The sequence below is a fragment of the Legionella dresdenensis genome, from assembly GCF_042649825.1.
GTDB lineage: Bacteria > Pseudomonadota > Gammaproteobacteria > Legionellales > Legionellaceae > Legionella_C > Legionella_C dresdenensis.
On record NZ_JBHSAB010000029.1, the window covers coordinates 137,886 to 164,187 of the forward strand.

Genomic DNA, 26,302 nt, shown 5'->3' on the forward strand with positions numbered 1-26,302 from the left:
AGCATGGGGTAATGAAAACAAGACCTGTGTATATAGCGGGCGGAAGCAGGACGCCTTTTGTCAAATCAATGGGAACTTATCAGACGGTTACTACTCAGGATTTGATGATTGCTGCGCTGCAGGATCTGGTGAACAAGATGCACCTGGAACAACGCGTTGTGGGTGATGTTGCCCTTGGTGCAGTCATTAACAGTTCTGCTGGCTGGGGTTTGGCCCGAGAATCGGTATTGGGAACAACCCTGCACCCTCATACACCGGCCTATAACGTCCAGCGAGCCTGCGGAACCGGCCTTGAAGCCGTACTACAAATCGCCTTAAAAATCGCCAATTATCAGATTAATGATGGCATTGCCGGCGGCGTTGATACTAATAGCGATCTGCCGGTTATTTTTCGCCGCTCTTTTGCCCAGAAATTACTTGCCCTTAATAGCAGCCGAGGCTGGCAAGCGAAATTAAAAGCGCTTGCTGCATTCCGTCCTGCCGATTTAAAGCCGCTGGTGCCGGCTGTCGTTGAACCGCGCACGGGTTTATCCATGGGGCAACATACCGAAAAGATGGTGAAGGAATGGGGTATTTCACGGCAGGATCAGGATGAACTTGCCTGGATAAGCCATCAGCAAGGGCAAAAAGCGTATGATGAAGGGTTTTATGATGATCTGGTATTTGAATTCCAAGGCTTAAAACGTGATGGAATATTGCGTGGCGATACCACACTTGAAAAACTGGCCAAACTGAAAACCGCTTTTGACTTCAGCGCTGCCGGAACCTTAACAGCCGGCAATAGCACGCCCCTCAGCGATGGTTCTTCCGCTGTCTATCTGGTCAGTGATGAAATAGCTCAACAACATAACCACCCATTGCTTGCGCGTTTTGTCGATGCAGAGGTCGCAGCAGTAAGCTACGTTCAGGGTGAAGGCCTGTTAATGGCGCCTACAATTGCAGTAAGCCGATTACTCCTGCGTAACAAACTTACTTTACAGGATTTTGATTTTTACGAAATTCACGAGGCATTCGCCGGTCAGGTTCTTTGTACGCTAAAAGCCTGGGAATCAGCCGATTATTGTCAACGGGTATTGAATCGCGATCAGCCCATGGGCAGTATTGATCGCAGTAAATTGAATGTTAAGGGCGGCAGTCTTGCGTTAGGCCATCCCTTTGCGGCAACAGGCGGACGAATAGTAGCCAGTCTTGCTAAAATGCTTCATCAAAAAGGTAGCGGGCGTGGATTAATTTCTATCTGCACAGCAGGCGGAATGGGTGTGACGGCTATTCTGGAAGCGGTTTAATTATTAACAATAAGGATTGTTGTTATGATTTTTTCAAATATTTTAGAAACTATTGGCCGCACTCCAGTAGTAAAAATTAATCGCATAGGGAACGAACTGGACTGTGACTTGTATGCTAAATGCGAATTTTTTAATCCGGGCGGCTCAGTAAAGGATCGCATAGGCTATGAAATGGTCACCAATGCCCAGAAAAGCGGCCGTATCAAACCAGGCGATACCTTAATAGAACCCACTTCCGGCAATACCGGTATTGGTATCGCTTTGGCTGGCGCAATTCTTGGCTATAATGTCATTATTACCATGCCTGAAAAAATGAGCCAGGAGAAACAATCCATTCTCGAACGCCTGGGAGCAACGATTTATCGCACCCCATCAGAAGTTGCCTCAAACCATCCCGACAGCCATATTTCGCTGGCTGCGAAACTACAGCGAGAAATTCCCAATGCTCATATTCTGGATCAATATGCCAACAACGATAACCCCAATGCGCATTATAAAGGCACTGCTCAGGAGATTATCGATGATTTTGGCCGAGATTTGCATATGGTTGTTGCGGGCGTTGGTACTGGCGGAACAATTAGCGGTATTGCCAAACGGCTGAAAGAATACAATCCTGAAATTATAATTGTCGGTGTTGATCCGGAAGGTTCAATCCTTGGCGGCGGAGAACACATTGCACCCTATCTGGTTGAAGGAATAGGTTATGATTTTTTCCCCGATGTGCTGAGCAGGGATTTAATTGACTATTATGTTAAAACCACAGATCACGACGCATTCACCTTTGCCCGGCGGCTGATACGCGAGGAAGGGCTTTTAGTTGGCGGCTCAAGCGGCGCCGCCATAGCGGGAGCATTACAGGCAGCGCGCACATTACAAAAAGGGCAAAAATGTCTGGTCATTCTCCCTGATTCGATCAGGAACTATATGTCAAAGTTCCCGACCGACAAATGGATGGCGGAAAATGACTTCAGCGTAGACTAATTTTAACGCCGGCAGTCTCTTGTGCTTCGGCTGCCTGCTCTAACTGATCAAAAATAGTTTGTGCATGCAGGTGATCAATAGTTATAGCACGAGCTAACGCCCGTAACACTTCACTGATAACCCGTTCATCATGGTTCTGGCCAGCGGGCTTTCCGGTCGGCATTTCCCTTTTGCCATGAATCGCATTAAAAAAATTCTGATTACCATGCTCAAGGCCAACCTGGTTCACATGACCTTCAGGATAATCGCTGTTTTTCAGATTATCGACATAGATTTCCAACAATTTTTCTTTCTTGATCGGCTTATCAGACAACAGCGCCTTAAGCTTGTGTATATTACCCGCATAGGATAATTCCACAACCCGATTAGCCTCTTCAATCTGTTTGAGAACAGTGGCGAGATCTGGATCATTAACTGGAGAAACAACCGGCATCGCAGGCTTAACCGGCAAATTGGCGGCAGCCTCTTCAAAACGGCGAATATTTTTTACTTTGGGGTAATAATGTTCATTTTCCAGATGAATGGTAAGCAGCTCACGTTTGTTCTTTTCATTTCTTACGCCAAATTTCAACCGCGCGTGCAATTCGTGGCCTGGCCTGGTGTAGTGTACATTGATTGGCAGTTCGAGCATGTTGGCTAAAGCAGCTATCGCGCTGCCCTTTATCCAGGTGTTTGGCTTACGCATTTCGGCAGCGGAGTCTTCGCCAGCCATCTCCATAAACACGCCCCGATACAGGTCAGGTCTGGCATAAAACTCATCTACCGCCATCTGGCGTAAGGTATACGCCAAATCACGAACAAATTGCGCCATTAATGCAGGCTCACGACTCTGATGTTTGAACCACTCAGCCGGAGTAGTCAACCTGCCAGTCTGACTTGCCGGAAAATATTCTCGATGGCGCACTGAAATTCTCGCCAAAGCTTTTGAGTTAAAGTGCGGGTTACTGAAAACGTTATCAATAATAGCAGCAGCTACGGCACGAAAACCACAATCACCAGTGCCGCCCATATTTACCAAGGCTGCCTGATCTTTCTCTGTAGCCGGCTTTGCCGTAACCCGGTTATTTATAACCGGGTTATGAAAAAAACCTGTTAGTTCAGCCATGTCTTACCCCAGTAACCGATTTAATTCCATTTTAATCGCTTTAGATTAAGAAAATATTAATCATAAATATAATTATAGGTAATTTTCTTAAGGAAGGAGCAAAAAGAGATTGCGCGGCATCAGCACTCTCCGAATAGACTATAATTACTTATTCTTATTCAACATAGCCAGGGAGCCAGGCATGGAACAAGTTCAGGATAAGGATTTGGTAAAATTAAAAAAACTGTTGCAAAACACTGGCGAGTTTATCGCTTATTTTGAATTGGCCGAAACCAAAATGGCAGCCTGGAAAACAGACCTTGAGCAGCAGGCTCTGATACAGCAGAAAAAGACCGAAAATCATTTAAATTTTCTGCATACTGAAATCGAATCCTTACGGGATGTTCTCACCCATGCCGGTATGGCGCGGTTAAGGCTGCATATCAGCCAGGCGCTCAAAGACGGTGAAGCTCATATCAATCTGTTGAAAAAAACGGGGGATGAGTTAATCCATGATATTCGATTACAGCACAATGAGTTGAGTAAAACATTAAATAGAAACCTGCATTTGGTAGAGCGTTATACTGATCGCGCTATTCGCGCAATCTCGTTTCAACTGGCCGAATATGATATTAACCAGTTTCATCAGACCGTACAGGACAGCCATCTTCATATTGAGAAAGTCTCTTCAGATACTATCCGGAAAAGCGCAGGCTTGCTTCGCAATTACCAATGGCGGTCTATTGTTTTTAGCCTGATTACTACCTTAATTACTGCATTGTCAGTCAGTTTATATGTTTGCAATGAAGCGCCATGGGAAGTGCGGGAGCAGGTGCAACATGAGCGCGCCGCCGGTAAAGCATTATTAAGCGCCTGGTCTGTACTGTCGCAGGAAGAAAAAGATAAAATTATGAATTCATCCGATTTTAAAGGTTAATATGGTTTTGCTTTACCTGTGTTTCAGTCTGGCCGCACTGTATTTGCTCATACGCTGGCAGCGTGCACACCCTTACCATCAGTGGCGTAAAAGACTCCAGCTGGCCAGACATGAAAGCGTTTTTAACCAGCTCTATGAGACTGTTAATGGCTTTGAATTATCAAAACAGGCACGCCAAAGCCAGGATGCCCCTGAGTATGTGTATGGTGAAATCGAATTTGAATCATTTATTGCTTTAATTGCGCTTTGCAAACCAGATGCGGATTGCATTTTTTATGATTTAGGCAGTGGCGCCGGGAAAGCAGTTTTAGCCTGTGCGATGGTTTTTCCAGTTAAAAAAAGTTATGGCGTCGAATTGTTTGGCAATTTACACCAGTGCGCAAACAGACAAAAGCAGACGCTTTCTACACTTACTGGCTACAGTCACTGCCAGGACCAAATTACATTTATTCAGAGTGATTTATTGCATATTCCACTCACTGACGCGACATTAATCTTTATTAATGCCACGTCCTTTTTTGGTTATTTATGGCAGCAAATCAGCATTCATCTTGAACAAATTCCGAATGACGCAATTGTCATTTCCACCAGTAAAAAATTAGCCTCGGATAAATTTTCCGTTGATCTGATTACCCGGGTCAATATGAGCTGGGGTCCAGTCCACGCCTATATCCAACGCAGGTTGCCCGATAACGGCTCGATTGAATTACCGGAAAAATTTTAATACAGTTTATTGATAACATTGAATATTCTATTTACATGTCTATACTCAATAATAAGCAGTACTTAAATATAAATTGGCGGAGCCGGGGTAGATATGATCAAATCAGAACTCATAGATAAACTAGCTGCAAAAATCACGCATATACCTGAAAAACAGGTAGGTGAGGGAATTAACAAAATTCTGGATTTAATGAGCAATGCTCTGATTGAAGGGCAACGCATTGAAATTCGTGGGTTTGGCAGTTTCTGTTTGCATCACAGACCTCCCCGAAATGCGCGCAATCCCAAAACAGGTGAAAAGGTTAAAACTGAAGCTAAATACAGCCCTCATTTTAAGCCTGGAAAAGAACTCAGAGAAAGAGTGGATGCCTCTCGCGAAAGCATCCCCTTGCGTGATGAGGAATAATGTTAAGTTCGGGGCAATGTTACACCCGTTTGCCCCTGATATTTTCCTGCCCTGTCTTTATAAGATACCGCACAAACATCATCAGACTCTAAAAATATCATCTGCGCAACACCTTCATTCGCGTAAATTTTTGCCGGTAATGTTGTAGTATTGGAAAACTCAAGCGTTACATGCCCTTCCCATTCCGGTTCAAGCGGCGTTACATTGACGATAATACCACAACGGGCATAGGTCGATTTGCCAAGACAAATTGTAAGCACATTTCTGGGGATTCTAAAATATTCCACTGTCCGAGCCAAGGCAAAAGAATTGGGCGGAATAATACATACGTCTGATTCAACTTCAACAAAGCTGCTGTCATCAAAGTCTTTGGGATCCACAACTGCCGAGTTGATATTGGTAAATACCTTAAATTCATTCGCGCAGCGCACATCATAACCATAACTGGAAACACCGTAAGAAATAATACGCCCGCTCGTTGTTTCGCGTACCTGGCCATCCTGAAATGGCTCAATCATGCCATATTCCCGGGCCATTTTCTCTATCCAGCGATCTGATTTAATTGCCATGGTTTCCTCATGTCGAATTCTGGATCTACCTTCTACCACAAAGGATGAGAGATTTAAAGGTTTGATGTTAAATTGTTAGATGTGAATATTGATACGCGCCGCGGCATGGCCGCGGCACAAAGTAGATTAGAAATACACGCCAATCTGGGCAATAACAGTATCAGAGCCTTTACCAGTACCAACGGTATTCTGGTTAGTAAAGCCAGGCGCTGATGCGCCATTCGCATACTGCAGCTGATTGAAGTCAGTATCATGGCGGTATTCAATACTCTCAACCGTGTCTTTCCAGATTGAAATATTAAATACACCGCCCACGCTCTTATGAGGCAAATTCAGGGCCAGCGTTTCTTTTGACCACTGATAAGTTGCTCCAAGCGAGGCAGGACGAGCAAAAGCCATAAATGTTACACCAGCCTCCAGTTGAGCAGCCTGCGGCTTGGCTCCGCGGCCATTATAGCTGAGCGCCTGGGGGTTGAACGCCTTGCTTGCTCCCACCCATTCAGCTGTCAGACTGTAGCGATCAATGCTTATATTTCCATGGATATTCAAGCCTGGCACTTTGCCAACCGCTTCACTACCGTTAGTCGGCGATGCAAATCCTCCAAATGTCGTGAAGGCGGGCGAACCCGTGTATTGCATACCTTGCGCATCTGCCAGAGTACTGATCACGCCAGCGCCTATTTCACCAGAAATATCATTGCTGGAAAAAACATAACCCCAATTGAATCCGCCTATGGCCGTATCACCCAATGTAGTGTCTGATTTAAAACCATAGAGCGCGGCATAGGGACCGCTCGAACCTTGTGATTTGTAACCCAGGATAAACGGGCGGGTTTTAGTTCTTGCCATATCGAGGGTAACAGGGCTACTGATCATTGAACTGGAATAACGGCCGAAGGGCGCATATAGCTGACCGGCAGTAAAATAAAATGGTGTTTTATCCAGATTACCAATGTTTACAAATCCCAGATTCAAGTTAAAAGCTGAGTTTGCCAGGCGCTGTCCACCATTGGCAGGAGGCGATTCATCGTAAGCAATACCGATAAATCCTTCCACATTTTCGTTGAGTGCGGCCATAACATCAACTTCACTGGAACCCAGAGTCAGGTCGCCGCCGCTATTACCAACATAAGGTTGGTGGAATGAAGCAACCGGTTCTGCTTTACCGCTAATTGCAATAATTGGCACATTAGGCGCGGGATAACCGATTCTTTCATAAGCATCATATAATCGCCGCCGTTGCTGCATCAAACGGATGTCGCGGTTAATACTTGAAATATTTACAATATAGTCCGAACCGTCAAACGCAGGGCGTGCTCCCAGGTAGGGAACCGTAACAATGGGTGTACCGGCAATGTAAGTCACCACATGGTCTTCTGCCATTAACGCTGTTGGATAAAACTCCAGCGACTCCGGATGGCCATTAAATGTATTGACCGTTAGCGAGCTGGCATGAACAGCCTGAGAACCTGTCCGAGGTTTGGCGCCAGTAGCTACGGATGCTGGCTTTTGAGTTCTAATCGTATTTTTCTGTGTTGGTGCTGCAGGTTTTTGCACTGCTGGTTTTGAAGGCTGTTTTGCAGCCTGCTTTTTCTGCCTGACAACCGGGCTTTTATGGCTAACCACTTGATTCTGCAAACGGTTCAATTGCTGTTGCAGTGCCGCTGTCTGTTTTTGCAGGCGCTTGATTTCTTGTTGTAGTTCTCCATTATCGCTGGCAGCAAATAATGGTAATGAAATGCTGGCTAACGCCAAAATTAATGCTTTGTGTTTCACGCATGATACTCCTGGCTATTTTTATTACTTCCTCAAATTCCAGGTTGATTATATGGGTTTGATCCCATAAATGCGAATATTTTTTACGGCGTTTTTATAAAAAAAACATCAACGCAATTAATTTGGCACAAAGAGAGGGTTATAGGCATTTTTGGATGTGATTATTCATTATGTGTTGTGCTTCACAGCCCAACCTACGCTTATTTATAAAAAAAAAAGCCTGATTGCTTCGCAATCAGGCTTTTTGAAATGGAATATTTTCTTAATTAAAATCAGGCATTACCCAGCCATTTAACACCAAAGTAAGGACCATACAGGCCAAAATCAGAAGTGGTTAAACCTGTGTTAATTACAGAAGGCGTTTGCAGTGCATTGAAATAGTTCACTGCCTGATAACCACCTTCGATGTTTAATGTGCCTTGAGCCATTTGGTAAGCGTAGTTAGCACCCAGTTTTGCTTCAAAAGAAGGAATAACTGCTTTGCGGCTGGCATAAACAGTATAGGGCACAACATTACTACCCAGTACAGTGCTGGATTGATATCTGCTTGAGCCGTATACCAGTGAAGCAGCAGTATTTGCAGTTAAACTGAAATTTTGTGCCAGATCGTACGAGTAATCTATTCCAACAGTAGGACCAAAGCCATTGAAATCAGCGTTTGTTACTGAACCTACACCACGAGTTGCAGCCAGAACCAGAGCTGATACAGCATAACTCTTAGTTTGGTTAACATAAATTTTGGCGTATTGCAAACCACCATAGAAACGAGCATTTTTCAGAATGCCCATATCAACATGCTGTCCAACTACGGCATTGACCTGATCATATTGATTAGTAAGACTTAAGCTGTAGAGCGCATTTGTTGGTGGAAGGAGATAAGATAATTGATAAGTGCCAGGGAAAGCAGAGCCGACATTATCATCTACATCATAATGCGACCAGTTTAAAGAGATATCGCTGCCTGTACCATAGTGGTAAGCGCCATCTAAACGGAAGCCCCAGCCCCATTTAGGATCAATTTCACGATAGCTCGTTGCAGTAGAGTTATAAGCATAACCATACACTTTTGAATAGATAGGTTTCAAATACAGAGCCTGAACGCCTAATTCCCAAGCCTGTGCTTCACATGGCACAGTGACGTCACCAGGAGTACAGGAAGGGGCAGGAGCCTCTGAATACATACCAGCCATTGCAACGCCGTTTAATGCTAATCCCAGCACAGCTAAAGTTGTTTTCTTTAACATTTTTACTCCATTTATCAAAAAAAAGCCCATCAAAAACGATGGGCTTTATTAAATCAGCAATAAGCAGGTAATTATACGTTACCAACCCATTTCAGACCTACGTAAGGACCATTCAGAGCGAAGTCGCTTTGAACGAAACCAGCATGTTGAGCATTGAAGTAGTTAACCCACATGTAACCTACATCCAGACCTAAGTCGCCTTGAGCCATTGCGTAAGTGTAAGTAGCACCCAGTTTGCCTTCTAACTCAGGAACCATTTCTGTTCTTGAACCGTAGCCATAAACTGAGCCTGTACCCATAGTTGGAGTCAGACCTCTGAACTTGCCAGTACCAACCAGCAGAGCAGTAGCGCCGTTACCATAAACAGCGAAACCATTGCCCAGGTCGTAAGACATGTCAGCACCCAGTCTTGGTCCAAAGCCGTTGAACTTTGTAGTACCGCTGTAGTAAGAAGTGCCGATCAGAGCTTTGTCTTCATGTTCGATGCGAGCGTATTGAACACCACCGTGGAAACGGATGTTTTTGAACTCACCGAAATCAACGTGTTGACCGAACTCAGCGTTAACTGCATCCCACTTAGGCTCAATGCGAGTGTAAACAGAGCTTGTAGCACCTGGAGTAACCAGATCAGTTACGTTGTAAGTGTGAGTATTATTCTTGTTGTAGTGGTACCAGTTAACATTCAGATCGTTACCAGTATTGAAGTGGTAAGAACCTTCTAACTTGAAGCCCCATCCCCAATCAGGATTAGCGTCATTGTAGTAGTTACCAGTAGTAGTTGTTTGGTAACCATAATAACCATCAACTACAGGCTCCAGATACAGAGCTTGAACTCCGAAATCCCAAGCAGTTCTTTCGCAAGGAACTGTTACGCTACCTGGTGTGCAAACTGGGCCCATTGTACCAGCGAATACTGCTGAACTGCTAGCGAAAGCAAGAACAGCAACAGCTGTTTTTTTCAAATTTGACATGCTTTATCTCCACTTTTTTATTATTAATTTCCGGTTTTGTTATTAAATCACAAAGCAGTAATTCAACAACAGTACGCAATCATCGCTCTAACCGAGAACGTACATAGGCAAATTATCGGACGCGACTTTGGCAAAGTCAACACTATTTCTATTAAATTTCACTATAATTTTAATAATTTATGCTTAATTTAACACGGAATGAGACATACCTGAACATTATTACCAATCAAAAAGCATTGCCATTTTCAGAATATTGGAATTTCTTGGGCTTATCATAGGAAAAAAACCAGAGAACAAAAGACCAAATAAAAATCAGCATGAGCACCACTCGCACTAAAAGAAAATTTGTGAACCGTGGTGCACGACAAAAACATGAACACTTACGTGCCAGTACGCCTTTATAGATAACAATTATTTGATTATTTCTACCACTACTCGTCGATTTGCCGCCTTACCGGCTTCGGTATCATTAGGCTGTGCCGGGTCTTTCAAGCCATACCAGGTAATCGATAATTTGCTTTCCCGTACACCTTTACTAATCAGATATCGCTGAACCGCTTTTGCACGCGCTTCAGATATAGCATTGTTGTATGATTTACGGCCGGTATTATCCGTATACCCCACTATACTGATACGCTTGATTTGTGGATCGGCATGGCTGTATTCCGCTATCCTGTCGAGTTGTTTTCTGGCTTCTTCAGTAAGCTTGTAACTGTCAGTAGCAAATAAAAATATGCTTTCCTTCACGCTTTCGAGGTCGAAGGGCAAGAGATTGCCCAGGCATTCCTGATAGCGTGAAAAAGGCTTTTGAAATTTAATGGGTGAAATCGAAACCGAAACAATAAATCCCTGATCCGAACGGTATTGAAAACGGGTAACGAACCCCTGAGACAGATAGGTAAGCGCTTTTAATGCCGGATCACGCGGCAGAAACAAGCCATACTCTCCCGGATTAACCGTTGTTTTGCTAATAAAATAATCAGCGCCCTCTGGTTTCCATACCGGTGACCGTGCATAAACAAGCGCAGGAATTCTACGCTCAACCTGTTGCCATTTACTTAATATAAAATGCGGCTCTCTGGCTGCATACTGTTCAAAATAGGCCATTCCGAAATTGGGAATTTTTAGAGAAAGGCCGCAGCGTAGCCGGCTGCCAGTCATTTTCCAGTTCTCAGCGCCCATGGGGCTGATGTAATTGACTTCAAGCGCTGCGTTGCATGTCGCAGGAATTGAGCAACTGATTATTAGCGCTGTTATCGTTTTATAGAGAAAGCATTTGTTTGTCATTTTTTGCTCATCCCTGTTATAAAACATGTTATGCTTCAAATATCGGCACCGTTTTTGGAAACCTTTATTTTGAACGAAATTACCATTACCCGTCCGGATGACTGGCATGTGCACTTGCGTGATGGCCTGGCGCTCAACGATACGGTCAAGGCGACTGCAAACCATTTTGCGAGAGCACTGGTTATGCCAAATCTGCAACCGGCACTCACTACCTTATCCAGTCTGCTCGATTACCGCAGACAAATTCTGGCGGCCTTACCAAATAATAGTCCATTTATTCCACTACACACCTTTTATTTAAATGAACATGTTTCGCCAGATGATCTGATTCAATGCAATAATTATTCCTGGATTACAGGCGGCAAACTTTATCCTGCCGGCGCTACAACCAATTCGGCAGAAGGCGCGCAGTCTTTGAAAGCGTTGTATCCGTTATTAGAAGTCATGCAGCAACAGGATCTGGTACTGCAAATACATGGCGAAATCAATAAAGGGGATGTCTTTGAACGTGAATCGCAATTTATCGCAACTTATTTAAATCAGCTTGTCGCCGACTTCCCCAGGTTAAGAATCGTACTCGAGCACATCTCAACCAAAGCGGCCGTTGACTTTATTTTGAACGCACCGGCAACGGTGGCGGCAACAATTACCCCTCACCATTTGCTTTATAATCGTAATCATATGCTGGCAGGCGGGATAAGGCCGCATTACTATTGTCTGCCCATTTTGAAAAAGGAGTCGGATCAGCTGGCTCTGCATCAGGCGGCATTAAGCGGTAATCCGAAATTTTTTGCCGGTACGGATAGCGCGCCTCATGCCATAGAAAGCAAACAAAGCAGCTGCGGCTGCGCTGGGATCTATTCTGCACCGTTTGCTGTTGCGCTTTATACGCAATTCTTTGATAATGCCGGTCAATTAACCAGGCTCAATCCATTTATCAGTAATTTTGGTGCCGATTTTTACCGGCTCCCTCACAATGACTCACAGTTACTCATTATCAGGAAAGAGCAAACTATTCCTGCCAGTATGCCATTGGGCGATAAGCGCGTCGTACCTGTTGCTGCCGGTGAAGTTTTATCATGGAGTGTATATGAGTCCCTATAAAGCAGTAATGTCTGGAACATTAAGGGAACGTTTTCGCGGTTTCCTGCCTGTCGTTGTTGACGTGGAAACAGCAGGCATCGACCCCAACAAGAATGCTTTGCTTGAAATGTGCATTGTTCTTATCCAGGTCGATGAGCATGGTTTGTTTTACCGCACCTCTACCCATTTTGAAAATATTCTGCCGTTTGAAGGTGCAGAGCTGGATGCAAAATCGTTAGCGTTTAATCAAATTGATCCTTTTCAACCATTACGCTTTGCCATTGATGAAAAGCAGGCTTTAATCAATTTGTTTGAGCCAATCAACAGGGCGCTGAAAGCGAATAAATGTCAACGTGCGGTGCTGGTTGGGCATAATGCCTGGTTTGATTTATTGTTTGTCAAAGAAGCTGTCAACCGGACACAAGTCAAATCGCCCTTCCATTCTTTCACCTGTTTTGATACAGCCACTTTGGGAGGCTTGATGTACGGTCAAACTGTCCTGGCCAAAGCAGCAGCTGCGGCAGGCATCTTTTTTGATCAGAATGAAGCCCACTCAGCAATTTACGATGCTGAAAAAACAGCTGATTTATTTTGTATTATGCTAAATACGTGGCGGGGATTAAGCCTGAAGGAATAAACAAAAATGAGTGTTGGGCTGTAAAGGCCAACACTCATTTCTCAGTATGTGTATCCTATAGCTCGTCAGAATACTCTGACAGAAAAGCAGCGACGCCTTCAGGCGTTGCAGTCATAGCCGCCTTACCTTTTTGCCAGCCAGCTGGACAAACTTCGCCATGCTCTTCGAAAAACTGTACCGCATCAATGAGGCGCACGAGTTCTTCAATATTACGGCCAATGGGTAAATCATTAACGATTTGTGAACGAACGATACCGTTAGTATCAATAATGAATGCACCGCGGAAAGCTACGCCTGCAGCTGGATGTTCAATACCATAAGACTGGCAAATAGTGTGAGTAACATCGGCAGCCAGAGTGTAACGTACTGGACCAATACCACCAGCTTTTACTGAAGTATTACGATAAGCATTGTGCGTAAATTGCGAGTCAATGGATACAGCAACCACTTCAACATTACGCTGTTTGAATTCTTCAATTCGCTTGTCAAGAGCGATCAACTCAGACGGGCAAACGAAAGTAAAATCCAGCGGATAGAAAAATATCAGCCCATATTTACCTTTCAGCTCATTATGCAAGTTATACTGTTCAACGATTTCGCCGTTGGCCAATACTGCCGGCACAGTAAAATCGGGGGCCTTGCGTCCTACTAATACGCTCATCATAGTCTCCTGTTGTGCAAATCTGGAAAAGAAATAGTGTCGTTAATCCTGGGCTACAGCCTCTCGCAACAGTGCTTCCAGCTCGCCTTGCTGATACAATTCAGCAATAATGTCTGCACCGCCAATCAGTTCGCCTTTAACATATAACTGCGGAAATGTTGGCCAATCAGCATATTGAGGCAAAACCTGGCGAATATCGGGGTTAGCAAGTACGTCAACATAGCCAAAATCAACACCGCATGATTCAATATATTGAACCGCACGGGCAGAAAAACCGCATTGCGGCATTTTAGGACTGCCTTTCATATATAATAATATCGTATTTTCTGCGATTTGTTGTTTGATTTTATCAATCGTATCCACTGACTCACCTGAATTCAAAGTATAAAATGCCTAATTATGGCGAAATCACCGCCACTTGGCAACTCATGTAAGGAAATATTATAGCATGAAAACCGCGATCAAGCTTAGCCTGGATGTGCGTTTGAAGGTCAGGAACCTGAGTTTCGCATTGAAACTCGCTGACATCCTGCTAAACTTAGACCTTGCTTAATAACAAAAAGGAGAAAACTATGGCTTTTACACTTCCTCCATTACCTTATTCGATGACTGCGCTGGCACCTCATATATCGCAAGAAACATTGGAATATCATTATGGCAAGCACCACCAGACTTATGTTACCAATCTGAATAAGCTGATTCCCGGTACCGAATTTGAAAATTCAAGCCTGGAAGAAATTATCAAAAAATCCACTGGCGGAATCTTTAATAATGCCGCTCAGGTATGGAACCATACCTTTTATTGGCACTGCTTAAGCCCGAACGGCGGCGGCGAGCCGACAGGGAAAGTTGCTGACGCGATTAACAAAGCGTTTGGTTCATTTGCTGAATTTAAAGAAAAATTTACTCAAACCGCAATCACAACCTTTGGTTCTGGTTGGGCCTGGCTGGTGCAGGATGCTGAGGGTAACTTAAAGATAATCAGCACTGGCAATGCCGGCACACCCATGACAGAAGGACTGACAGCGCTATTGACCTGTGATGTCTGGGAACACGCTTATTATATTGATTACCGCAATGTTCGCCCTGATTATGTTAAAGCATTCTGGGATCTGGTAAATTGGGAATTTGTAGCAGAAAATTTAAAATAATGAGCAAAAGGCACTGCCATTGACTTGTCATTCCCGCGCAGGCGGGAATCCATTCCAGGATAAGCACGATGCCGCGTTAAAATAGATTCCCGCCTGCGCGGGAATGACACAATTACAGGAGTTTTTATGGCATTAATAACCAGCTACAGCCCGCTACCGATAACCTTTACCCATGGCGAAGGCGTTTGGCTTTATGATGAACAGGGAAAAGCATATCTTGATGGTTTAAGCGGAATTGCTGTATGCGGTTTGGGACATGCGCATCCCGATGTCACAAAAACAATTCAACAGCAGGCAGCCAGACTGCTCCACACCTCCAATACATTCCAGATCCGGGAACAGCAATTGTTAGCTGAAAAACTTACAGCGATTGCCGGCATGGAACAGGTATTTTTTGCCAATTCGGGCGCCGAGGCCAACGAGGCCGCGATCAAACTTACCCGTCTGTACGGCCACAAAAAAGGCATCGAAACGCCTTCGGTTATCGTTATGGAAAAAGCGTTTCATGGCCGTACCATGGCTACTCTGACCGCCTCAGGGAGCCGGAAAGTACAGGCCGGTTTCGAACCGCTGGTACCTGGTTTTATCCGTGCGCCTTTTAATGATATTGAAGCATTAAAGACAATTGCCCATAATCGTAACGACGTTGTCGCAATTATGCTTGAGCCTATTCAGGGCGAAGGCGGTATCTATATTGCCGATGACTCCTATCTCCGCGCGGTTGCTGATTTATGTAAACGCAATGACTGGATGCTGATTCTGGATGAAATCCAGACTGGTAATGGCCGTACCGGCGAATACTTTGCCTATATGCACAATAACCTTAAACCAGATATTGTAACTACAGCCAAAGGGCTGGGAAATGGTGTTCCGATTAGCGCCTGTCTTATGAGCCAGCGTGCCTGCGATTTATTTAAACCAGGAAACCACGGTTCAACATTCGGCGGTAATCCGCTTGCCTGTGCGACAGCGCTGACCGTTTTGGAAGTCATAGAACGGGACAAAATCTGTGATCGTGTAAAAATCAGCGGTGCCATGCTGCGCGACAAACTGATGGAAAATCTCGGTAGCCACACCAGCGTACGGGCAATTCGCGGTAAAGGCTTAATGCTTGGGATTGAACTCGATCGACCGGCAACGCCAGCACGCGCTCTTGGCTTGGCAAATGGCGTATTATTTAATGTTACAGCTGAAAATGTCATCCGGCTCCTGCCGCCATTGATTATCAGCGATGCGGAAATTGATGAGCTGGTCAAGCGCGTGAGTCAGACTGTATTTGAATTTCTTGAACAGACAGAGTGTGTATAAAAGCAGATTGGGCCGTTTCGGCCCAACAATTTAAGTCAGGAATGTCCAAAAAATAGCTTAACTTATGTTATGATTAACCAATATACTTAACTTATTCTTAAGGTAGAGGCATGAGTTTCGTTACTAACGATGAGACAGCGAAGTTAATTGAAGAGAAAGATAAAGAAATTCAAAAGCTTAATAACCTTCTTGAACAGGAACGTATAAAATTCAATAACCAGCTACAGGACACCAAGGATTATTATGAAAATATTCTGGCTCTAATGCCAGGCCATGTTTATTGGATGGATCGCAATAATACCTATCTCGGTTGTAACGATATTCAGGCAGAGAATGCCAATCTGAACTCACCTAAAGAAATTGTTGGTAAAACCAATTTTGATATGCCCTGGCGTGATCAGGCAGAAGAGTTAAACCGCATTAATAATCTGGTGATGGAAACCGGTCAGCCGCATACCGAAGAAGAATATAAAGTTACTGCCAGCGGCACTGCAATTTTCCTTTCTCACAAAACGCCACTGCGTAACAATAGCGGTAAAGTGATTGGCATGCTGGGCGTATCTATAGACGTAACCAATCGTAAAAAAATGGAAGTTGCGTTGCGGCGCGCTAAAGAAAGCGTCGTTACTGCCAATCAGGCAAAAGCGGAGTTTCTGGCTAATATGAGCCACGATTTGCGTACGCCGTTAAGCGGTATTGTCGGCCTTTCAAAACTATTGGAAGAACGGGCCCAGGATGGCGAGAGCAAACAATTCGCACGCTGGATTAATGAAAGCGGCGTCCAATTACTGGAGTTGCTTAATGGCGTGCTGGATGTGGTTACTGGTGACCAGACCCGCGAAAGCGATATTAATAATGTTGTGTTTGATTTGCGCAAGAATATCCAGGACATCGCCCATTTGCTGCACCCGACAATCAAACAGAAAAATCTTGAATTTAATTTGGAAATGGATGATAACGTTCCGGAAAAAGTCATTATTGACGGCACCAAATTGCACCGGGTCCTGTTGAATTTGCTTGGCAACGCGCTGAAATTTACTGAAAAAGGGAATGTAACCTTAAAGATAGAATCGCTGGTTGAGGACAATGATTATGTGCGGCTGCAATTTACCGTCAGCGACACAGGTATCGGTATCCCGCTTGAACATCAATCCAAAATCTTTGATCGCTTTTTCAGGATTAACCCGTCCTATAAGGACAGCCAAAATGGCCATGGTGTAGGTTTATATCTTGCGCAGCGATATGTTGGTCTGCTTGGCGGAGAAATTAAAGTCATCAGTGAACCAGGCGAGGGCTCGGTCTTTTACTTTACCCTTTCAATGAAAATTCCTTCTAACGATGACCTGACAAAATACGGCGTCAATACCGACACTACCGGCATGACTGCCGGTAAACAATTACCACTTGCGCCTAATTCACCAACAATATTGTTGGTTGAAGATAATATGATAGCGCTTCGGCTGATTGAAGTAGTGGTTCGCCAGGCCAGATGCCATTCTGTCTCCGCAATTGACGCAGAGCAGGCGTTTGAGCTAGTACAAAGCAGAGACTTTGACATGGTCATTACCGATCTGGGTCTGCCGGGCATGTCCGGCACAGAGCTGGCGCGTCAAATTCGAGAGTGGGAATTTCTGTCACAGAAAAAACCGGTACCGCTTATTGGTCTGACCGCTCATGCCTCCGATAGCAACAAATTGCAAAGCTTGCAGGCCGGCATGAATAAAATTATCGAAAAACCTATTCACTTAAATATTATGCTTGATCTGGTTGATCAATATATTTTACCCGCCAAAAAGAAATCAAATGAGTGATTTTTAAGCAGAACTGGCGTGTCTGGGCTATACTGGTATATATCTTTACAAAGAGTTTTTGTAGGTTGGGCCGTTTGACCCAACATTATCTGGTCTACTAAATAATTTTGTTGGGTCAAACGGCCCAACCTACTCTTAGGGATAGGTAAAAGGGTATGTTATATTCCAGGCAAACAAAAATCACGCAACAGGACTACGAAGAATTTGATAAACGCTTGCAGGCAGAAACCGCCCTGCTTGAGCAATGGTTTATAGATAAGATTTTTACCGAAAGAGAATTGGAAGCAGGCTCAGAAATCGAGTTGTTTTTATTGGATGAACACTACGATCCATTTCCTCACAATCTTGAATTTATTAAACAGGTTAATGAGCCCTTTTTAATTCCAGAAGTCGGTGCCGCTCATCTGGAAATAAACTCATGCCATATACCGCTGTCAGGCGATTTCTTAAGCAAGCTCCATCATAGCATCCTTAAATGCTGGCAAAAAATGTGTGATGTGGCTCATCAGAACAACCATCATCTTGCCCTGATAGGCTCTTTGCCTACAGCCACGGATAAAATGCATCATCCGAGTTTCATGACGGATAAATCACGGTATCATTTTCTTAATAGCAGCATCTATCAGCAACAGGGCGGGAAAGGGATGTTGCTTAATATTGATGGTTACGAACCATTAGTATTAAATCCGCACTCACTGGCAATAAACGGTATCATTTCAGCGTTACAGCTCCATATCCAAATCGGCTTAAGTCAGTCGGTGCTTTATTATAATATTGCTCAGGCAATTGCAGGCCCAATGATGGCGCTGGCATGCAACAGTCCTTTTATTTTAGGGCATCATCTCTGGAGCGACAGCCGGATTCCGCTGTTTGATCATACGATGACCCTACAGCGGTTTGATCGAGCCGATGGTTTTAAATGCTGTATATTCGGCACTAGCTACCTAAAGGACTCTTTTTTTGAACTCTTTGATCAAAACTACCAATTTTTTCCACGTTTGATACCCGAGGTTTCACGTGAATCACCCATTGAAGACATGTTCCATGTTCGTCGTCAGAATGGTGTTGTTTATCGCTGGAACAGGCCGGTAATTGATTTTAATTCAAATCACCAGCCACATTTACGCATTGAACATCGCGGCCCGGCAACTGGACCGACCGTAGTAGATATGATTGCCAATGCGGCCTTTTTCTATGGCCTGATTAACTATTTCGCTATACAGCGCACACCGATTGATTATTTATTGCCTTTCCATCTGGCAAGAAAAAACTTTTTCAATGCCGCCCGCCATGGCCTTGATGCCAATTTTGGCTGGTTTCTGGGCCGGGAAACCAGTGCCTGTGCACTCTTGCATGAATTAATTCCACTGGCTCATAAAGGATTGCAAGCACTTGGCACCCACAGCGATGAAGCCAGATTCTATCTGAATATTATTGAACGCCGGGTTAAAAACCGAATGAATGGCTCCAATTGGCAACTCCATTATATTAATAAGCACGGCAAGGATTTTCATGGCTTAATGGCTCGTTACCTGCAAAATCAGTATCGAGAAATACCGGTATCTGATTGGCCTTTATAAGGACCGCGATAATGACAGAGATACTAAAAAAACTGGATTTATTTCAACAAGTAACAGATTTTGAACTGGAGTTTTTAAGTAGATACCTTGTGGAAAAAACCTATAACAGCGGCGAGGTGATTTTGCATCAGGGCAGTAGAGGCGGCGATTTGTATTTAATTCAATCCGGCGAAGTGTCAGTCAATGTTACTTTGCCAGGCGACATTACCCGTGAAGCAACCCGCCTGGGAACGGGACAGATTTTTGGGGAAGTGACATTTTTAGCCAATGCCCTGATTACAGCAACGATTACCGCCGAAGGCAGCAGGGTGGAATGCATTATTTTTTATCGTAAAATACTTGAAATGCTACGAGTTGCATTTCCAGGCGCCGCTTATAAAATCGAACATGCCATAGCGATGCAAGTCAACGTGAAACTGCTGCAAAACCTTGAACGCATAACCAGTCTGTTAAGAAGCATTCCAGAAAAATATGTCATTCCGTCTGAACATGCCCTTTATTTGCCTAACGGCCGCTCTCGTTCAAAGCCGGTGGATATTAATTCGATTAACAGAGACTTGATTAAGAATATGAATTTCTTTCAGGAACTGTCTGCTACTGAAGTTGAAACCCTGCTACCGCTGATGAATGCCCGCTATTATGACAAAGGGTACCAGTTTTCCACCGAAGATAAAGCGCCGCGAACCATCAACCTGGTATGCTCAGGGGCAGTAATGCTATTCATCAAACAGAATGACCAACTACGGAAGTCCGTTGCGGTCTCAGGCATTGGGGAACTGTTTATACAAAACTTCTTTTCCTACGAATTCCGTACTGTTGCCAAGTATGTCAGCTGCGAAGAATCAATTATCCTGGAACTGAGTTATGAGGAGTATTGCAAGCTTGAAACAACTCATCCAGCCATTTTCTATGCAATCAGCCGTCATATTCACTGCACTATTGCTGCGTCTTTATACATAGTAAACCGGCAATTTGTCCGTATTAACAGTGAATATAAAGATCTGCTGATATAGGAGAATAAAAAAATGTGCAGAGTACTCGTCTATTTAGGTAAACAGGCAACCCCGATTTATGACTTGTTATATGGGCCAGACAACTCCCTGGCGCATCAAAGCTATGCACCACAACTTATGCATCATATCCAAAATCTTGCCGGACTCGGATTTTGTGCCTGGGACGAGCAAACGGAAAACCCGCGGCTTCCTTTTTATTATAAAACCACAGAATTACCTTTTTTTGATAAAAATCTATATCGTTTATCGAGAAAAATAAACACCAATTGCCTGTTGGCGCATGTGCGCGGCGTTGAATACAGCACTAATGAAACCGTAGCAGACCAGAATGTCCATCCCTTCAAGCTGGAGAACTGCCAGGTTGCATTTGCCCATAATGGCAGCCTGTCAAGTATGCCGCTGATGAAACAGATGTTAACCGGACTTATCAAGCCGGCAATTTATTCACAGATAAGGGGTACTACCGACAGTGAATGGATATATTCATTATTTTTGTCTCAGCTTGATGACTACACGGCAGAAATTACGCTTGATGAAGCCTGGTATGCCTTGATCAAGGCATTGAAAATTATTCGTGATGTCCGCCGGCAACATAATATCACTGAGTCATCACCCGTTAATCTGTTTGTTACAAATGGCAAATATCTCATCGTTACCCGTTTTGTTTATGATTTCGGCTGCAGCGTCAATAAAGTGCAGAAGGCCTTTTTGGAATATCACAGTCTGTGGGCAACCTTTGGCGAGCAGTATGGGATGTATGATGGTGTTTACAAAATGCAGGGTTCAGAAAAACGCAGAAATATTTTATTCGCCTCAGAACCGCTTACTAACGATCGTACAACCTGGATTGAATTACCGGAGTATTCAATTACCAAAGCCTGGATAGAGAACGATGAGGTAGTATTCCGAACCCATGATTTGGTGTTGTAGGTTGGCTTCGTTTGACTCAACAATACTGTTTCGTGCAAGCTCGAATGTGGGTCGAAAACGACCCAACCTATTCTGCTTCTGCTAGAGCGGGTACGTTATCTGACCCAAATTATAATCCCTTCCTAATTACGGGTAAACATTTTATTTTTATTAACTTTATTAATCCAAAAAAGCACCGTATATTTACGGATAGCATTAAATTATATTATCTGATAAAATTTTCACCACATAAAGGAAATCACTTTTTTAACGACAAGTACTAGTAAAAGCGCAAAAATATGCCTGATTTATTTCAAACTCAATCAATCCTCGCTGAATTAACAGATAATAATTCTTTTAGTCAGGAGCAACGAGACTTTATTAGCAAGGTTCTTAACGGCACTGACCAATGGAATAACTTAGAAACATTAGCTCATACTGTAGATACTGAGCAGCTTAATCATTTAAAAGCAGCACTTAAAGAAGAAATCAGCAAAGTACGTAATCTACCTTTTCAAAAGCGCTATAAAAACAATCATTATTACAAGCTGTTAAAAAGCATTGTTAGTAATGTTGAAGGCATTTTAGATTATCAAGAATATCTTAAAACTTTTTATCAAAATAAAAAAGATGATTATAATAATTTTGCTAAACGGCATAATTCATTTTATCAAAGCTCTGTAAAGACATATCGCGCCAATCTAATGCTTCCTGTGTTGCAGGGATTAGATGCACGCTTAGGTAATTCTGATGGTGTATGTTTTGCCTATGTCACCACGTGGGCAATTCAAATTCTTACCAAGGAAAGGCCTTTTGGTTTGAGTGTAAACCAGGAGCAGACCCTACAGCCCCTTCCGTTTAATCATGTTTTAGTTAGACAAAATCCAAGTATTAACCATTTTGGAGTTTATACTAAAAAAATTAGTGAGTATGCTGATATATCAGATAAACAATTAAAACAAAAGCTTTCTGCAATAGAACTAAACTCTAGCCAACAAGCTAATAATGACAGTATTAAATTCAAAAATTCAATCTGGGTTTTTTATCAATCCACTACCGAAATAGCACAATCTTTAGTTAATGCCGCTCAGACAAGTCCAAATAGTGTTTATAGCTTGCTAATTCAGAGCTTTTCAATGAAACATGGTTTGGGTTTCTGCCTCATTGATGATAAATACCACTTTTTTGATGCTAATGTCGGATGGTTTAGATTTAACAATGATAAAGATTTCATCAAGTGGTTTCCTTATTACTATAAAAAAATTGGATACGAAACCTTTAAGGAATATGGGATCTGCTCTTTCTCACGGTCAACAAAACCAGCTGAGGACATTAAAATACAAAAATCTGCATTATATGTAATTTTTCGAATAGCGTTTACAATACTTTTATCCCCAATAATTGCAGTTTTTTATGTTATCAAATTTATTAATGTATTTATTAATATCTATATTATACGTAGTTTACGTTATCTTGCTTTCGAGATAAGCCAATATTTTTGCTCAAAAGATATTCAACAAGAAGCTGAGGACGTTGAGGAAACCGATTGGCTGAGTAATGTGACTTTAACTGAGACTATATCTCCGTCTTTGGCAGCGTTGGATATAAATAATACGAAAAAAATAAGATTACGAACAAAGAACGCCCTGGATTATCTTGATCTTTCGGTAACAAGTCTAGAGCAAAAAAATGACTTCAAATCGTTAAACGCTAACGCTTTTTTTAATAAATCCAGAAATATACCCATCTCTGAAAACATTAGCAGTTCAAGTATATTATCAATTTTATAATAAATTTTTGTCGCATATTTCCATGAGAAGCCTGATTTTTAAATTAATCAGGCTTAATATAAACACGACCCAACCTACTGCCGTTGGCGCAGCACTTCATAAAGCGCTACACCGGTTGCAACCGATACGTTCAGGCTTTCGACACTACCAGCCATGGGCAAGGCAAAAAGATCATCGCAATGTTCACGGGTCAGACGGCGTAAGCCTTCACCTTCGGCGCCCATAACAATCGCAACAGAATCCTTATAAGATATCTGATATATGCTTTGTTCAGCCTCACCGGCCGCACCGTAAACCCAGACCCCTTCCTGCTTGATTGTTTCAATTGCCCGGACCAGATTGGTTACCCGCACTACTGGAACTGCTTCCGCAGCGCCGCAGGCTACTTTGCTGACTACTGGCGTAATGCTGGCGCTTTTGTCCTTGGGAATAATCACAAAGTCCACGCCGGTTGCATCCGCGGTTCTTAAGCACGCGCCCAGATTATGGGGATCGGTTACGCCATCCAGTATCAGGACTAACGCAGGTTTTTTGCTATTATTGAGCAAAGGCCGCAGATCACTTTCATTATAATCTGGTAACGGGGCGGCATTGGCAACAACGCCCTGATGATTCATCCCGGCAAAACGCTGATTCAACTGCTGCGACGACAGGTAATCGACATCAACTCCGAGTCTGTTTGCCAAATCGACAATAGCCTGTACTTTTTTATCAATTCGCTCCTGGTTAATAAATAACCGGCGAGTGGTTCGGTGAGGGTTTTTCAACAGCGAAGATACTGCATGCAAACCATAAACAACATGTTCAGTCATGCAGTGCATCCTTATCTACCGGTTCAAAATCAATTTTACGCTCATCAAGATCAACACGCGCAACCAATACCGTCATTTTGTCGCCCAGGCGGTACACATGACGCCCGCGCTCGCCGACCAGTCGGTGTTTGACCGCATCAAACGCGTAATAATCGTTTTTCAGGGAGGTTACATGAACCAAACCTTCAACGTAAATATCGTCCAGCTCAACAAAAATACCAAAACCAGTAACTGCCGAAATCGTACCCTGAAAAATCTGGCCGATTTTATCCTGCATGTATTCACATTTCAGCCAGGAAACAACCTCACGAGTCGCTTCGTCAGCCCGGCGTTCAGTCATAGAACAATGTTTACCCAGTTTGCTCATCTCATCAGCCTTGTAAGCAAAGCCTTCTGGTCCCTGATTATCAAGAATATGACCAATTGCGCGATGGATTAACAGATCCGGATAACGCCGAATTGGCGAAGTAAAATGAGTATAGGCAGGGTATGCCAGGCCAAAATGGCCGTCATTTTCCTCCAGATACTGCGCCTGTTTTAACGAACGCAGCATGACCGTTTCAATTAAATGACGCTCCGGTTTATCGCCTATTGACGCCATAGTTTTTTGAAAATCTTTTGGATGAGGCTTTTTACCGCCGCCCAACTGCAATCCGAGCTCACCCAAAAACTGTCTTAACGCGGCCACCTTATCCTCTTCCGGCGGCGCATGAACTCGATATAAGGTTGGTATTTCAGCCTTGGCTAAATATCTGGCAGTAGCCACATTGGCCGCTAACATACATTCTTCAATCAGGCGGTGGGCATCATTTCGCATCACAGGCACAATACGCTGTATTTTACGGTTTTCATCGAATTCAATCCGGGTTTCGGTGGTATCAAAATCGATAGCCCCCCGGTTTTTGCGTGCTTTTAGCAATAGTTGAAACAGGGCATTCAAATCCTGCAACATTGGCCATATGCCAGCATGCTTGTCATCGACTGTACCCTCTTTTAACCAGTTTGCAACTTTGGTATAGGTTAAACGAGCCTGCGAATGGAACACCGCGCGATAAAAACGGGAGCGGGAAATTTTACCATCGGGACTGATTGCTATTTCCGCAACCATACACAAGCGGTCAACGTGTGGATTTAATGAGCAAATGCCATTCGATAGCGCCTCAGGCAACATGGGAACAACCTGGCCTGGAAAATACACTGAATTGCCGCGGCGAGCCGCTTCTTTATCCAATTCGGAGTTTATCGGTACATAATGGCTGACATCAGCAATTGCGACATACAACTGAAACCCTCCTTTGGGTTTCCGATAGCAATAAACGGCGTCATCAAAATCTTTGGCGTCTTCACCATCGATAGTTACAAACGGCAAATTACGCAAATCCATTCGCCCCTTGCAATCCGCCTCAGTGACCTGCTGCGGAATCCGGCTGACCTCATCAAGCACAGCCTGCGGCCATTCTGCCGGTATGCCATGGGCATGAATTGCCACTTCAATTTCCATTCCGGGAGCCATATGCTCGCCAAGAATATGAATGACTTTGCCAATAGCCTGATTACGTTTGGATGGAAAAGCCACTATCTCAGCCAAAACCATATGACCATTGCGCGCACCGCCTGCAAATTCAAGCGGAATCGAAATATCCTGAGTTAAGCGTTTGTTATCCGGAATAACAAAGCCTACACCATGCTCGGTAAAAAAACGGCCGACAACGGTGACATTGGCGTGCTCTACAATTTCATGAATTTTGGCTTCCGCACGACCGCGTCGATCAAGACCGCTTTGATAAGCCAAAACAATATCGCCATGCATGACTATCCGCATTTCGGCGGGCGACAATACCATGTCGTCGCCGCCATCATCGGGAATAAAAAAGCCGAAACCATCGGGATGTCCCTGTACAGTTCCACGCGTAATGTTAATTCGCCCAAGCAGGCAATAACGACCGCGCCGGTCCTGCATTATCTGACCATCACGAAGCATCGCTTTCAAGCGAAAGCCCAGCGCTTCCTGTTCATTTTCTGCTTCGACGCCCAGCTTTGCCAACAGCTGATTGCGCGACATAGGGCGACCAAATTCTTCCAGCACCTGCATAATCAGCTCACGGCTGGGTATCGGCAATGGATACTTTTCTTTTTCCCTTTTGTAAAAGGGATCCTTGGGTTTTTTACTCACTTTCACCACTTGTTATCTAAATAATTATTTGCCAGTCTATCACTTATACCTGGTTCCGGGAACGAAATTTATTTTGGCTGCAAATGCAGCTGATTGATCGCAAAATATTA

General features: G+C 43.7%; 24 protein-coding genes. 14 read left to right on the forward strand and 10 right to left on the reverse strand.

The features are described 5' to 3' along the window. Window positions 1-11 precede the first annotated feature (11 nt). Window positions 12-1,286 carry an acetyl-CoA C-acetyltransferase gene (locus tag ACFORL_RS12205; protein WP_382344432.1) on the forward strand — a complete coding sequence of 425 codons (1,275 nt, stop codon included), beginning with the start codon at window positions 12-14 and terminating at the stop codon, window positions 1,284-1,286. Window positions 1,287-1,310: 24 nt separating this feature from the next. Continuing rightward, a complete protein-coding gene (locus ACFORL_RS12210; protein WP_382344434.1) occupies window positions 1,311-2,267 on the forward strand; it encodes a pyridoxal-phosphate dependent enzyme in 957 nt (318 codons plus the stop codon). On the opposite strand, the gene ACFORL_RS12215 is transcribed toward ACFORL_RS12210, so the two are convergent. Next, on the reverse strand, window positions 2,254-3,372 hold the full coding sequence (locus ACFORL_RS12215; RefSeq protein ID WP_382344435.1) for an OTU domain-containing protein: 1,119 nt from the start codon (window positions 3,370-3,372) through the stop codon (window positions 2,254-2,256). The genes ACFORL_RS12210 and ACFORL_RS12215 overlap by 14 nt on opposite strands. Before the next feature lie 181 nt (window positions 3,373-3,553). On the opposite strand from ACFORL_RS12215, the gene ACFORL_RS12220 reads away from it, so the two are divergent. From ACFORL_RS12220 to ACFORL_RS12230, 3 genes are all read left to right on the forward strand, one after another. Next, window positions 3,554-4,288 (forward strand): hypothetical protein, encoded by a 735-nt coding sequence (locus ACFORL_RS12220; protein ID WP_382344437.1) that lies wholly within the window; start codon window positions 3,554-3,556, stop codon window positions 4,286-4,288. 1 nt (window position 4,289) lies between these two features. Continuing rightward, on the forward strand, window positions 4,290-5,012 hold the full coding sequence (locus ACFORL_RS12225; protein ID WP_382344440.1) for a methyltransferase: 723 nt from the start codon (window positions 4,290-4,292) through the stop codon (window positions 5,010-5,012). Window positions 5,013-5,105: 93 nt separating this feature from the next. Then, a complete protein-coding gene (locus tag ACFORL_RS12230; protein ID WP_382344442.1) occupies window positions 5,106-5,417 on the forward strand; it encodes an integration host factor subunit beta in 312 nt (103 codons plus the stop codon). 2 nt (window positions 5,418-5,419) lie between these two features. On the opposite strand, the gene dcd is transcribed toward ACFORL_RS12230, so the two are convergent. The 5 genes from dcd to ACFORL_RS12255 all read right to left on the reverse strand — a co-directional run bounded on the left by dcd (window position 5,420) and on the right by ACFORL_RS12255 (window position 11,264). Beyond that, the gene (dcd, locus tag ACFORL_RS12235; protein ID WP_382344444.1) at window positions 5,420-5,986 is read right to left on the reverse strand and encodes a dCTP deaminase; all 567 of its coding nucleotides are present in this window, start codon (window positions 5,984-5,986) and stop codon (window positions 5,420-5,422) included. A gap of 126 nt (window positions 5,987-6,112) precedes the next feature. Further along, a complete protein-coding gene (locus ACFORL_RS12240; RefSeq protein ID WP_382344447.1) occupies window positions 6,113-7,762 on the reverse strand; it encodes an LbtU family siderophore porin in 1,650 nt (549 codons plus the stop codon). Between the two features lie 272 nt (window positions 7,763-8,034). Continuing rightward, on the reverse strand, window positions 8,035-9,006 hold the full coding sequence (locus tag ACFORL_RS12245) for an Lpg1974 family pore-forming outer membrane protein (RefSeq protein ID WP_382344449.1): 972 nt from the start codon (window positions 9,004-9,006) through the stop codon (window positions 8,035-8,037). 71 nt (window positions 9,007-9,077) lie between these two features. Continuing rightward, window positions 9,078-9,977 carry an Lpg1974 family pore-forming outer membrane protein gene (locus tag ACFORL_RS12250; protein ID WP_382344450.1) on the reverse strand — a complete coding sequence of 300 codons (900 nt, stop codon included), beginning with the start codon at window positions 9,975-9,977 and terminating at the stop codon, window positions 9,078-9,080. Window positions 9,978-10,388: 411 nt separating this feature from the next. Next, the gene (locus ACFORL_RS12255) at window positions 10,389-11,264 is read right to left on the reverse strand and encodes a flagellar protein MotY (protein WP_382344452.1); all 876 of its coding nucleotides are present in this window, start codon (window positions 11,262-11,264) and stop codon (window positions 10,389-10,391) included. Window positions 11,265-11,333: 69 nt separating this feature from the next. Between ACFORL_RS12255 and pyrC the strand changes: the two genes are divergently transcribed. Next, the gene (pyrC, locus tag ACFORL_RS12260) at window positions 11,334-12,368 is read left to right on the forward strand and encodes a dihydroorotase (protein WP_382344454.1); all 1,035 of its coding nucleotides are present in this window, start codon (window positions 11,334-11,336) and stop codon (window positions 12,366-12,368) included. Beyond that, window positions 12,355-12,984 carry a ribonuclease T gene (rnt, locus tag ACFORL_RS12265; protein WP_382344456.1) on the forward strand — a complete coding sequence of 210 codons (630 nt, stop codon included), beginning with the start codon at window positions 12,355-12,357 and terminating at the stop codon, window positions 12,982-12,984. The genes pyrC and rnt overlap by 14 nt, the downstream gene beginning before the upstream one ends. A gap of 55 nt (window positions 12,985-13,039) precedes the next feature. Here rnt and ACFORL_RS12270 read toward each other — a convergent pair whose 3' ends face one another. Continuing rightward, window positions 13,040-13,645, reverse strand: a complete 606-nt coding sequence (locus tag ACFORL_RS12270) for a peroxiredoxin (RefSeq protein WP_382344458.1) — start codon at window positions 13,643-13,645, stop codon at window positions 13,040-13,042. A 42-nt stretch (window positions 13,646-13,687) separates the two neighbouring features. After that, entirely contained in the window at window positions 13,688-14,008 is a 321-nt protein-coding gene (grxD, locus tag ACFORL_RS12275) for a Grx4 family monothiol glutaredoxin (RefSeq protein ID WP_382344460.1), read from the reverse strand. 209 nt (window positions 14,009-14,217) lie between these two features. Between grxD and ACFORL_RS12280 the strand changes: the two genes are divergently transcribed. The 7 genes from ACFORL_RS12280 (at window position 14,218) to ACFORL_RS12310 (ending at window position 23,207) form a co-directional block, all read left to right on the forward strand. Continuing rightward, entirely contained in the window at window positions 14,218-14,796 is a 579-nt protein-coding gene (locus tag ACFORL_RS12280; RefSeq protein ID WP_382344461.1) for a superoxide dismutase, read from the forward strand. 126 nt (window positions 14,797-14,922) lie between these two features. Beyond that, the gene (locus ACFORL_RS12285) at window positions 14,923-16,104 is read left to right on the forward strand and encodes an aspartate aminotransferase family protein (protein ID WP_382344463.1); all 1,182 of its coding nucleotides are present in this window, start codon (window positions 14,923-14,925) and stop codon (window positions 16,102-16,104) included. 110 nt (window positions 16,105-16,214) lie between these two features. Continuing rightward, window positions 16,215-17,915: an ATP-binding protein gene (locus ACFORL_RS12290; RefSeq protein WP_382344465.1), complete on the forward strand. Its 1,701-nt coding sequence runs from the start codon at window positions 16,215-16,217 to the stop codon at window positions 17,913-17,915. Window positions 17,916-18,070: 155 nt separating this feature from the next. Then, complete coding sequence (locus ACFORL_RS12295) at window positions 18,071-19,495, forward strand: hypothetical protein (protein WP_382344468.1); 1,425 nt, start codon at window positions 18,071-18,073, stop codon at window positions 19,493-19,495. A gap of 11 nt (window positions 19,496-19,506) precedes the next feature. Then, window positions 19,507-20,508 (forward strand): cyclic nucleotide-binding domain-containing protein, encoded by a 1,002-nt coding sequence (locus tag ACFORL_RS12300; protein WP_382344470.1) that lies wholly within the window; start codon window positions 19,507-19,509, stop codon window positions 20,506-20,508. 12 nt (window positions 20,509-20,520) lie between these two features. Continuing rightward, window positions 20,521-21,438, forward strand: coding sequence for a class II glutamine amidotransferase (locus tag ACFORL_RS12305; protein ID WP_382344472.1), 918 nt, complete (start codon window positions 20,521-20,523; stop codon window positions 21,436-21,438). 278 nt (window positions 21,439-21,716) lie between these two features. Then, window positions 21,717-23,207 (forward strand): hypothetical protein, encoded by a 1,491-nt coding sequence (locus tag ACFORL_RS12310; RefSeq protein ID WP_382344474.1) that lies wholly within the window; start codon window positions 21,717-21,719, stop codon window positions 23,205-23,207. 74 nt (window positions 23,208-23,281) lie between these two features. Here ACFORL_RS12310 and rlmB read toward each other — a convergent pair whose 3' ends face one another. Then, window positions 23,282-24,019, reverse strand: coding sequence for a 23S rRNA (guanosine(2251)-2'-O)-methyltransferase RlmB (gene rlmB, locus ACFORL_RS12315; protein ID WP_382344476.1), 738 nt, complete (start codon window positions 24,017-24,019; stop codon window positions 23,282-23,284). Beyond that, on the reverse strand, window positions 24,012-26,192 hold the full coding sequence (rnr, locus tag ACFORL_RS12320; RefSeq protein WP_382344478.1) for a ribonuclease R: 2,181 nt from the start codon (window positions 26,190-26,192) through the stop codon (window positions 24,012-24,014). Before rnr ends, rlmB begins: the two co-directional genes overlap by 8 nt. Window positions 26,193-26,302: the final 110 nt, after the last annotated feature.

Bases quoted from the DNA above. Each gene is read 5' to 3' on its own strand.
- ACFORL_RS12205 (WP_382344432.1), top strand. From the start codon at position 12: ATGAAAACAAGACCTGTGTATATAGCGGGCGGAAGCAGGACGCCTTTT.
- ACFORL_RS12210 (WP_382344434.1), top strand. From the start codon at position 1,311: ATGATTTTTTCAAATATTTTAGAAACTATTGGCCGCACTCCAGTAGTA.
- ACFORL_RS12215 (WP_382344435.1), bottom strand. From the start codon at position 3,372: ATGGCTGAACTAACAGGTTTTTTTCATAACCCGGTTATAAATAACCGG.
- ACFORL_RS12220 (WP_382344437.1), top strand. From the start codon at position 3,554: ATGGAACAAGTTCAGGATAAGGATTTGGTAAAATTAAAAAAACTGTTG.
- ACFORL_RS12225 (WP_382344440.1), top strand. From the start codon at position 4,290: ATGGTTTTGCTTTACCTGTGTTTCAGTCTGGCCGCACTGTATTTGCTC.
- ACFORL_RS12230 (WP_382344442.1), top strand. From the start codon at position 5,106: ATGATCAAATCAGAACTCATAGATAAACTAGCTGCAAAAATCACGCAT.
- dcd (WP_382344444.1), bottom strand. From the start codon at position 5,986: ATGGCAATTAAATCAGATCGCTGGATAGAGAAAATGGCCCGGGAATAT.
- ACFORL_RS12245 (WP_382344449.1), bottom strand. From the start codon at position 9,006: ATGTTAAAGAAAACAACTTTAGCTGTGCTGGGATTAGCATTAAACGGC.
- ACFORL_RS12250 (WP_382344450.1), bottom strand. From the start codon at position 9,977: ATGTCAAATTTGAAAAAAACAGCTGTTGCTGTTCTTGCTTTCGCTAGC.
- ACFORL_RS12255 (WP_382344452.1), bottom strand. From the start codon at position 11,264: ATGACAAACAAATGCTTTCTCTATAAAACGATAACAGCGCTAATAATC.
- rnt (WP_382344456.1), top strand. From the start codon at position 12,355: ATGAGTCCCTATAAAGCAGTAATGTCTGGAACATTAAGGGAACGTTTT.
- ACFORL_RS12270 (WP_382344458.1), bottom strand. From the start codon at position 13,645: ATGAGCGTATTAGTAGGACGCAAGGCCCCCGATTTTACTGTGCCGGCA.
- ACFORL_RS12280 (WP_382344461.1), top strand. From the start codon at position 14,218: ATGGCTTTTACACTTCCTCCATTACCTTATTCGATGACTGCGCTGGCA.
- ACFORL_RS12285 (WP_382344463.1), top strand. From the start codon at position 14,923: ATGGCATTAATAACCAGCTACAGCCCGCTACCGATAACCTTTACCCAT.
- ACFORL_RS12290 (WP_382344465.1), top strand. From the start codon at position 16,215: ATGAGTTTCGTTACTAACGATGAGACAGCGAAGTTAATTGAAGAGAAA.
- ACFORL_RS12295 (WP_382344468.1), top strand. From the start codon at position 18,071: ATGTTATATTCCAGGCAAACAAAAATCACGCAACAGGACTACGAAGAA.
- ACFORL_RS12300 (WP_382344470.1), top strand. From the start codon at position 19,507: ATGACAGAGATACTAAAAAAACTGGATTTATTTCAACAAGTAACAGAT.
- ACFORL_RS12305 (WP_382344472.1), top strand. From the start codon at position 20,521: ATGTGCAGAGTACTCGTCTATTTAGGTAAACAGGCAACCCCGATTTAT.
- ACFORL_RS12310 (WP_382344474.1), top strand. From the start codon at position 21,717: ATGCCTGATTTATTTCAAACTCAATCAATCCTCGCTGAATTAACAGAT.
- rlmB (WP_382344476.1), bottom strand. From the start codon at position 24,019: ATGACTGAACATGTTGTTTATGGTTTGCATGCAGTATCTTCGCTGTTG.